The following is a 7,062-nucleotide window of genomic DNA, read 5'->3' as shown; positions in this document are numbered from 1 at the left end:
AGCTTGATGACCCCGGCGCTTCCACTTATAAACTCGATCTGACTGTCCGAACCAACGGCGCCACCTCTTTCTGGGTAACCCAACGCACGATGGGACCGGACGTTTCACAGAACGGGGACGTGATTGCAGGCCAAGACATGCTCAAAGATTTTGGGCCCTCTTCTTGGGCGTTTTACAAGCAAAAATAGGCCTGAGAAGCTGAGGCAAACTACTACAGGCAACTCAGCAATACTGCTGCTGTGTCGGCATCAACTTAAACCAACTAGCCTCCACGATACCCGGGGCGGTTCAGTCTCGGGGGTCGTGCTCAAAAGGAGTTGGCGGGTCGGAGCGTCGAAGTCGCAGCAGTGTATTTTCAACGCTTGCGTGCAGTCTTGTAGACGATAAATCGATGCTGGCTTGCACTCTGAGGGTTAGGTATGAGGTTGCAAACATACGTGGAGGTCGATGCCATGCCTTTTCTACATAGACATCCGGGCCAAACACTTCAGGCGCTCCTTCTCGTCCTGATCGCCGTTGCGGTGGGTGCCTGCTCGATTTCGATTCAGGAACCGGCCAACAACGCTACGATCCCTCTTCCTTCAAAAACGAAGGTCGTTATTACCGGAAACGCATCCTATACGCTTTTGAAAGTCTTAGTCGACGGTGTCGACTTCCAGAATCAGTTTGTTTGGACGGGGACAAACACTCAGGAGGCTACTTTTAGCCTTCCCACCGGCATGCACACAATTGTCGCCAACGCCGATATCTACTGCTGGTATTGTAGTCCGCAGATGGAGCCATCGACCGCCACTAGCACGTTCCAAGTACTATCGCGATGTGTTCGGCTGTGATTTGACGTTCGGGTTGGCGCAATCGAAAAGCCGCGACCTGCGCCGAGACAGGTTTCGTCAATTCCCAGTGACCAGCCGTTTTGACACAGTCTGGGCCGAAGCTTGCCCTCATTCCGTCGCGCGCGAGATTCCCGGCGGTGCATCGCTTGTGGGACCGTGAACGACCCGTTGCCGACGTTTCGAAGTAGCGTCACGCCAACGGCAGATTACAAAGGCAACCGGACATCCAGCCGCCCTGTTCCCCGAAATAACGCGACATGGGTTTGCATACCTTGCAGTCCTATGCGACGATCCAGTCGTGACCAGCAATCGGACCACCCGCTTGCTGCATGCGACCGCCCGAAACCAGATCGCCAAGATCCACAGGTGCGTAGCCAAAATCGTTGACGAGTCCGATCACCACCGCGTTCGCGTCCTTGTGGTCACCGGAGACGAAGATGACGCGCTTTCCGTCATGAAACTTGGGGCCCTTGTCGTAGTGCTCCATGCGGATGGCATTGAAGGCCTTGACCACACGAGCCCCTGGCGCGTGTGCCGCGACGATCTCGCTGGCGCCCTTGTCCCCCAAGTCGGCCAGAATCAATTGAGGCTCATATTGCGTAAAAGGGTTGGTGGTATCCACCAGAATGCGACCCGCCCAATTGGGCAGCCGATCCAGGGCCGAAGGGACTTGAAGCCATGGAACGGCGAGCATGACCAGCTCGAGCCGGGCCACCTCCTGAACCGTATCTGCCGACGCGTTCGGACCGAGTCCGGCCACGATACCACCCAAAGCCTGCGGCCCACGACGAGCGCTCAAGACAACCTCATGTCCTGCTTGAATGGCACTCCTGGCGACGGACTGCGCTACAACGCCGGCTCCAATAAAACCAATCTTCATTTCGACACCTCTGCGGCAACGTAAGTCAACGAAGCCATGCTCGTCCAGGAGCACGGCACTTGGGAGAAGAGCCAGGTCAGTTCGATGAGCGCAAGTCGAGCAGCACCTTGCCACCCTTGATTGCATGAGCGACGGCCTTTTGGTAGTCCGCAAGCGGATAGACGGCAGCCACAGGCAGGTCAAGCTCGCCGCGAGCCATCAGTTCGGCGGACTCCTTGATTGCGTCCATGATGTACGGCAGATATTCGGGAAGGTCGATGTATATGCCGCGCACGACGATGCCGCGCAGATGCAGGTCCACGACCTTGACCGGCGTTACCAGCTCGCCGCTTGTGAACGCATAACTCACCAGCGTACCGTTTTGCGACAGCACGTCGATCAGGCGCACCGCAGCCGAACCGCTCAGGCCGTCGATGGCCAGACGGACGTTGCCCGGACCGACCGCGGCCCTGGCTTTGTCGATGGCGCCCGGCTCATCGACGAGCACGACGTCCCCGCCAGCTTCTTCCAGTTCCTTGACCAGTTCCGGACGGCGTACGAAGTTGACGGTCCGCAGACCACGCTTCTTCGCCAACGCGATCACCGTGCGGCCGATGCCGGAGTTGGCCGCGTTTTGCACAACCCAGTCTCCTTCCTTGAGGTCAACGAAGCGCCCGAGCAGAAGTACGGCCGTGGGAGGATTGATGCGCAGCATGGCCAGTTGACGTGGATCGACGTTGGCCGGCAGCGCAATCAGCCCCTTGGCCGGGATCACCAGGCGCTCGCGCCAGGTCAACGCATAAAGCGGGGGCAACACGCGGTCGCCGACCTTCACGTTGGAGACATTCGAGCCGACCTGCAGAACTCGCCCGACGCCTTCGTTGCCCACGATCGAGGGCAGTGGAGTCGAGTAGACGAAGCGATTGGTGATGACGGCCAGGTCATTGCCGTTGATGGGGGCATACTCCATCGCGATCAGGACTTCATTCGGGCGGGGGTTGGCCGGCTCCGCAAGGTCAACGAGTTTCAGCGTCTCGACGGGGTCGCCGAAAGCAGTGTTCTGGATAGCACGCATGGCTTACGTCCTTTCATAAGATGCTCAGCTGGAAAGCCGAGAGGCAATACTTCGGCACTCGGCGCTCATTTCGAAATCCTGCAAAAACCGGGTTGAACGCAACCAGGCCGCCCTCATGACGAGGAGCGCCTCACATTGCGCAGGACGCGTAGCGCTAGAACGCAAGCAGCACCGTGCCGGTCCTTCCCCTGCGGTACGTATGTTCGAGCGCTTCCAGGTAGTTGCTCGCCTGATATCGTTCCGCTACGGGGAAAAGGCTCGGGAAGTTGCGTGCGAGCTCGAGCGCCTTGGCCACGTCTGCCTCGTGCACCGCCGCAGGTTCGAATTGCCAACTGAACAAGGACACACCCTTGATGGTCAGCGCTCGAGGGGCGATGGAACGAATGTCCGTCGTAGCGCCGCCCAGGGAGCCGTAGCTAACGATCGTTCCACCGCGAGCGAGGAAGCTCGCTACGTCGGGCAATAGCGCGCCGCCGACGCCATCGAACGCCACGTAGACAGGCTTGTTCGCCAGCGCATCGCGAAGCTCGTCCTTCCAGCCCTGGTTCTTCTCCGTGACGATGACAGAAAGGTGGGGGCGAGCAGCTTTAAGCGCTTGCGCGCTCGCCGCGGAGCCGACGAGCAGGATCGGATTGACGCCCACTTCGACGAGCAGATGAGTGAGCAGCTTTCCGACGGCGGAATTGGCAGCCGTCTGAATAACCGTGACATCTTCGCGCCTGTCTTCAGGCAACGCGTTGTGACCAGCCCGCATTGCAAGGCGTGCCGTCAACGTGTTGACCAACATCTGCGCTACGACCTCATCGCTCACTTCATCGAGCACGGGTATCAGCGACTGGACTGGCGCGGCGATCCTGGAGCTCCAGGCGCCGTTTACGGGAAAGAAGGCCACCCGTGTGCCAACCTGAATCCTGCGTGAAGGGGCGACGTCAGCGTCCAGCGCTTCCACCACCCCAACACCTTCGACGCCGGGCACTAGACCTCCCCTCGGGATAAGGCGAGCCGCCCCAAAGGCCGGGGAAGCCGAGACGCCCAGCAAGTCGCCCGGGTGAACCGGTGCGGCGGACACGCGCACGAGAGCCGTTCCGCTCGCAAGAGGGGGGGCCTCGGAAAACGCCTCCAGCCTGAGCACCTCGGCAGGCTCGCCGTGGTTGTTGTGAACAATTCGCTGCATCACAGACTCCTTCCGCAAGGATTTGATTATTGGAGCGATCGCTCCTTTATGGCAGAATAGGTTTGTCTTTACAGCATGTCAAGGATTTTTGGAGCTATGACTACAAAACAAGATACGCAACCCCGGCGTAACCGCGGCAGGCCCTCGACCTTTGATCGCACAGAAGCTCTGAACCGGGCCATGGATCTGTTCTGGGAGCAGGGATACGAAGGAACCTCCTTTGACCAGTTGATCCAGGCCATGGGAATCAGCCCGTCGAGCTTCTATAACTCGTTCGGCAGCAAGGAGAAGCTCTACAGGGAAGCGACTGACGCATACCTGAGCCTGTCCGAAGTCTGGTTTGCTGGCGGACTGTTCGGCACGGCCGACACGCGAGAAGCGTTCACGAAACTTCTCGACGCCACCGTCGTGGAATTCACGCGAAAGAGCCACCCGCCGGGCTGCATGATCTCTCTGGCCGGCACTCACCTGCCATCCGAACTCGCCTCTATTCGCGAGACGATGGCCGAGCACCGGGCAAAGGCTGAAGACATGATGGCGCAGCGGTTGCGCAAGGGCGTCGAAGACGGCGACTTACCGCCTGACACCGACGTGCCGGCACTTGCTGCCTTCTACAGCGCCGTGACCCGTGGAATGGCCGTCCAGGCACGGGACGGAGGCAGCCCGCAGAAGCTGAAGGCGATCGCAGACGTCGCCATGCAAGCATGGCCAGCTCAAAGCCGTCGGGTAAGGCCTGCAAGACCCCGGGGGACTCGCGTCGTCTGACTGGCCGTGCTGCACGGAGTGGTCCAGCACCGGCGCCCGCAGGGCGTCGATTTGGAGCGTCATGCGCGGGCGATATTGATAGAGCCACTTGCCAAGTCGATGATGACATTGTGGTCGAGCGTGAGCACCGAAGGATCCGCGCTCACCCACGGCGTGCCGATGCTGCGTCATTCCACGAAAGAAAGAGCGAGCAACGTAACCTGTCAGAAGTCGCTGCCCGTAGCCAGTAGGACTGGAATGTTCGCCGAGTCAGACGATGGCCACGCGAGTTCGAGTGACGACTGAAAGTCCGCTATCCGGGGCGGAGCCGACGCTTGAGTGTCCGTCTGAGCGCGCAGACGAACGACTGGAGATGGCCGAACCCGGTCGGATGCTGCGTCGATGGCGTGGTCTGCCGTCGCGCGGTTGCCGTTCGACAGGCAATCGGTAGAATCATGCCCGGAGTAGCTCTGTCAATCTTTCGTTCGACATCTGCGTCTCGCTACGACGACTATGCCGCGCCTGCCCGTTGAACAACGATGCTGCCCGCAGCACGAGGCTGTGGACAGCCGCCTTACGGCGGTTCCCTCGTTGGCCACCGTCTCCCCCGCGAGCTTCGCTTTCGGCCTGACCACCGTTTCGGCCATGCGTGACAAGTGTCATGCGCATAAAGTTTTATCAAAGTTATTGCGGGAGAAACCTTTCGACGAGGCGCGCCCAGTACGCCGCGCCAACCGGAAGGTTGGCATCGTTGAAATCGTAGTGCGGGTTGTGGACCATGCAGCCGTCCTCGCCCGCGCCGTTGCCGATGCATAGGAACGAGCCCGGGCGCTCGCGCAGCATGAACGCGAAGTCTTCGCTGCCCATCAGGATGTCCGCGTTCGCAACGACGTGTTCTTCCCCAACGAGTTCGCGCGCCACCTGCGCGGCGAATTCCGTCTCCGCGTCGGTGTTCACGACGACCGGATGGCCCTCCACGTAGGCCACGAATGCCGTCGCACCGTAGCTCGCGGCCTGCGCCTGCACCAAGTCGGCGATGCGGCGCTCCAGCAGCGCACGCACGTCTTCGCTGAACGAGCGTACGCTCAGTTCCATCTTCGCCGAATTCGAGATGACGTTGTTGGCGGTGCCTGCATGTAGCGAGCCCACGGTGATAACCGCCGGCTTCGACGGTTCGACGTTACGCGCGACGATCGTCTGCAGCGCCATCACGACGCTCGACGCCACCACGACTGGATCGACTGTCAGATGCGGCCGCGCCGCATGGCCGCCGACGCCTTCGATCGTGATCGTCACCGTGTCGCCCGCGGCCGTGAAGGCGCCCTTGCGGAACAGGAACATACCCGGCGGTTTGCCCGGATGGTTGTGCACGCCGAACACGGCGTCGCACGGAAAGCGCGTGAAGAGGCCGTCGGCGATCATCTTCTGCGCGCCACTCGGGACGCTGCGCTCCTCCGCCGGCTGGAAGTACAGGTGCACCGTGCCGCTGAAACGCTGCATGCGCGCGAGATGGCGCGCGGCACCGAGGAGCATTGTCGTGTGACCGTCGTGGCCGCATGCGTGCATCTTGCCGTAGGTCGAACTGGCGTAGGGCTTGCCGGTCTGCTCGACGATCGGCAGCGCGTCCATGTCCGCGCGCAGGCCGATGCTGCGCGTACCCTCGCCCACCTTCAGCGTGCCGACGACGCCCGTCTCGCCGACTCCGCGCGCCACCTGCCAGCCCCATTCGGCAAGCTTCTCCGCGACGAGAGCGGCCGTATGCAGTTCCTCGAAGGCGAGTTCCGGATGCTGGTGTATGTGATGGCGAATCTCGCGCAGGGAAGGGGCGTCGTCGGCGAGATCGAGGATTTCGGTGTAGCGCGAAGTGAGAGTCATCGGGCAAGCCCTCGTGTGTCGGGTCGGCGCGGCGGCTTTTGGGTCGTGTCAGCATTCAGGGGCTGCAAAAGCAACGTGTTGCACGGCGTAGACAGTTGTACCGACGGTCCTCCCGCGACACCCGATGCGTAACGTACCAAACCGCCGTCAGGCATCCGCGCTACCGTGAGTCCGGGCCTTTCCGGCGCAAGCCAAATGCGTGCACCCCGCTACCAGTGCCATCGTTCGTATTTCCCGAGCCGACGAACACCATGTCGCCGACCGGCGTGGCTCCGGAATTTACCGATCCAGGCATCTTAAAGCTCGCCAGCAATGCGCCAGACCGCGCGTCATAGGCGTTCAAGGACGGCGGCAACAAGAGCCCAAGTGTGCCAGCAAAGACCACATCGTGAGCAAGTGTAGTCGGCGCAAAGCTGAAATTATTGTTCTGCTCCCACAGGACGCCACCGCCACCGACATCGAGGGCATGCATACTGGGCTCCTGGATGAATGTATCGCTGGA

At 60.9% G+C, this 7,062-nt stretch carries 7 protein-coding genes; 2 read left to right on the top strand and 5 right to left on the bottom strand.

From position 1 onward, the window contains the following. The coding region (locus PQR02_RS39085) for a hypothetical protein (RefSeq protein ID WP_408243175.1) at nucleotides 1–188 on the top strand (188 nt) is incomplete at its 5' end. A 925-nt stretch (nucleotides 189–1,113) separates the two neighbouring features. Here the strand turns inward: PQR02_RS39085 and PQR02_RS39080 are convergent. The 3 genes from PQR02_RS39080 to PQR02_RS39070 all read right to left on the bottom strand — a co-directional run bounded on the left by PQR02_RS39080 (nucleotide 1,114) and on the right by PQR02_RS39070 (nucleotide 3,941). Then, a complete protein-coding gene (locus PQR02_RS39080) occupies nucleotides 1,114–1,713 on the bottom strand; it encodes an NADPH-dependent F420 reductase (RefSeq protein WP_408243174.1) in 600 nt (199 codons plus the stop codon). 76 nt (nucleotides 1,714–1,789) lie between these two features. Next, nucleotides 1,790–2,767 (bottom strand): zinc-dependent alcohol dehydrogenase family protein, encoded by a 978-nt coding sequence (locus PQR02_RS39075; RefSeq protein ID WP_408243173.1) that lies wholly within the window; start codon nucleotides 2,765–2,767, stop codon nucleotides 1,790–1,792. A 154-nt stretch (nucleotides 2,768–2,921) separates the two neighbouring features. Further along, nucleotides 2,922–3,941, bottom strand: a complete 1,020-nt coding sequence (locus PQR02_RS39070) for a zinc-binding dehydrogenase (RefSeq protein WP_408243172.1) — start codon at nucleotides 3,939–3,941, stop codon at nucleotides 2,922–2,924. A gap of 180 nt (nucleotides 3,942–4,121) precedes the next feature. Here PQR02_RS39070 and PQR02_RS39065 point away from each other — a divergent pair, with 180 nt between their 5' ends. Beyond that, nucleotides 4,122–4,706, top strand: a complete 585-nt coding sequence (locus tag PQR02_RS39065) for a TetR/AcrR family transcriptional regulator (protein WP_408243171.1) — start codon at nucleotides 4,122–4,124, stop codon at nucleotides 4,704–4,706. 663 nt (nucleotides 4,707–5,369) lie between these two features. On the opposite strand, the gene PQR02_RS39060 is transcribed toward PQR02_RS39065, so the two are convergent. Together PQR02_RS39060 and PQR02_RS39055 are read right to left on the bottom strand one after the other, a co-directional pair. After that, nucleotides 5,370–6,560: a M20 aminoacylase family protein gene (locus tag PQR02_RS39060; RefSeq protein ID WP_408243170.1), complete on the bottom strand. Its 1,191-nt coding sequence runs from the start codon at nucleotides 6,558–6,560 to the stop codon at nucleotides 5,370–5,372. A gap of 160 nt (nucleotides 6,561–6,720) precedes the next feature. Beyond that, nucleotides 6,721–7,062: hypothetical protein (locus PQR02_RS39055; RefSeq protein ID WP_408243169.1), on the bottom strand; the 342-nt coding region annotated here is incomplete at its 5' end.

This window comes from Paraburkholderia sediminicola (genome assembly GCF_046026895.1).
GTDB lineage: Bacteria > Pseudomonadota > Gammaproteobacteria > Burkholderiales > Burkholderiaceae > Paraburkholderia > Paraburkholderia sediminicola_C.
This window is presented reverse-complemented; position numbering and strand designations above follow the sequence as displayed.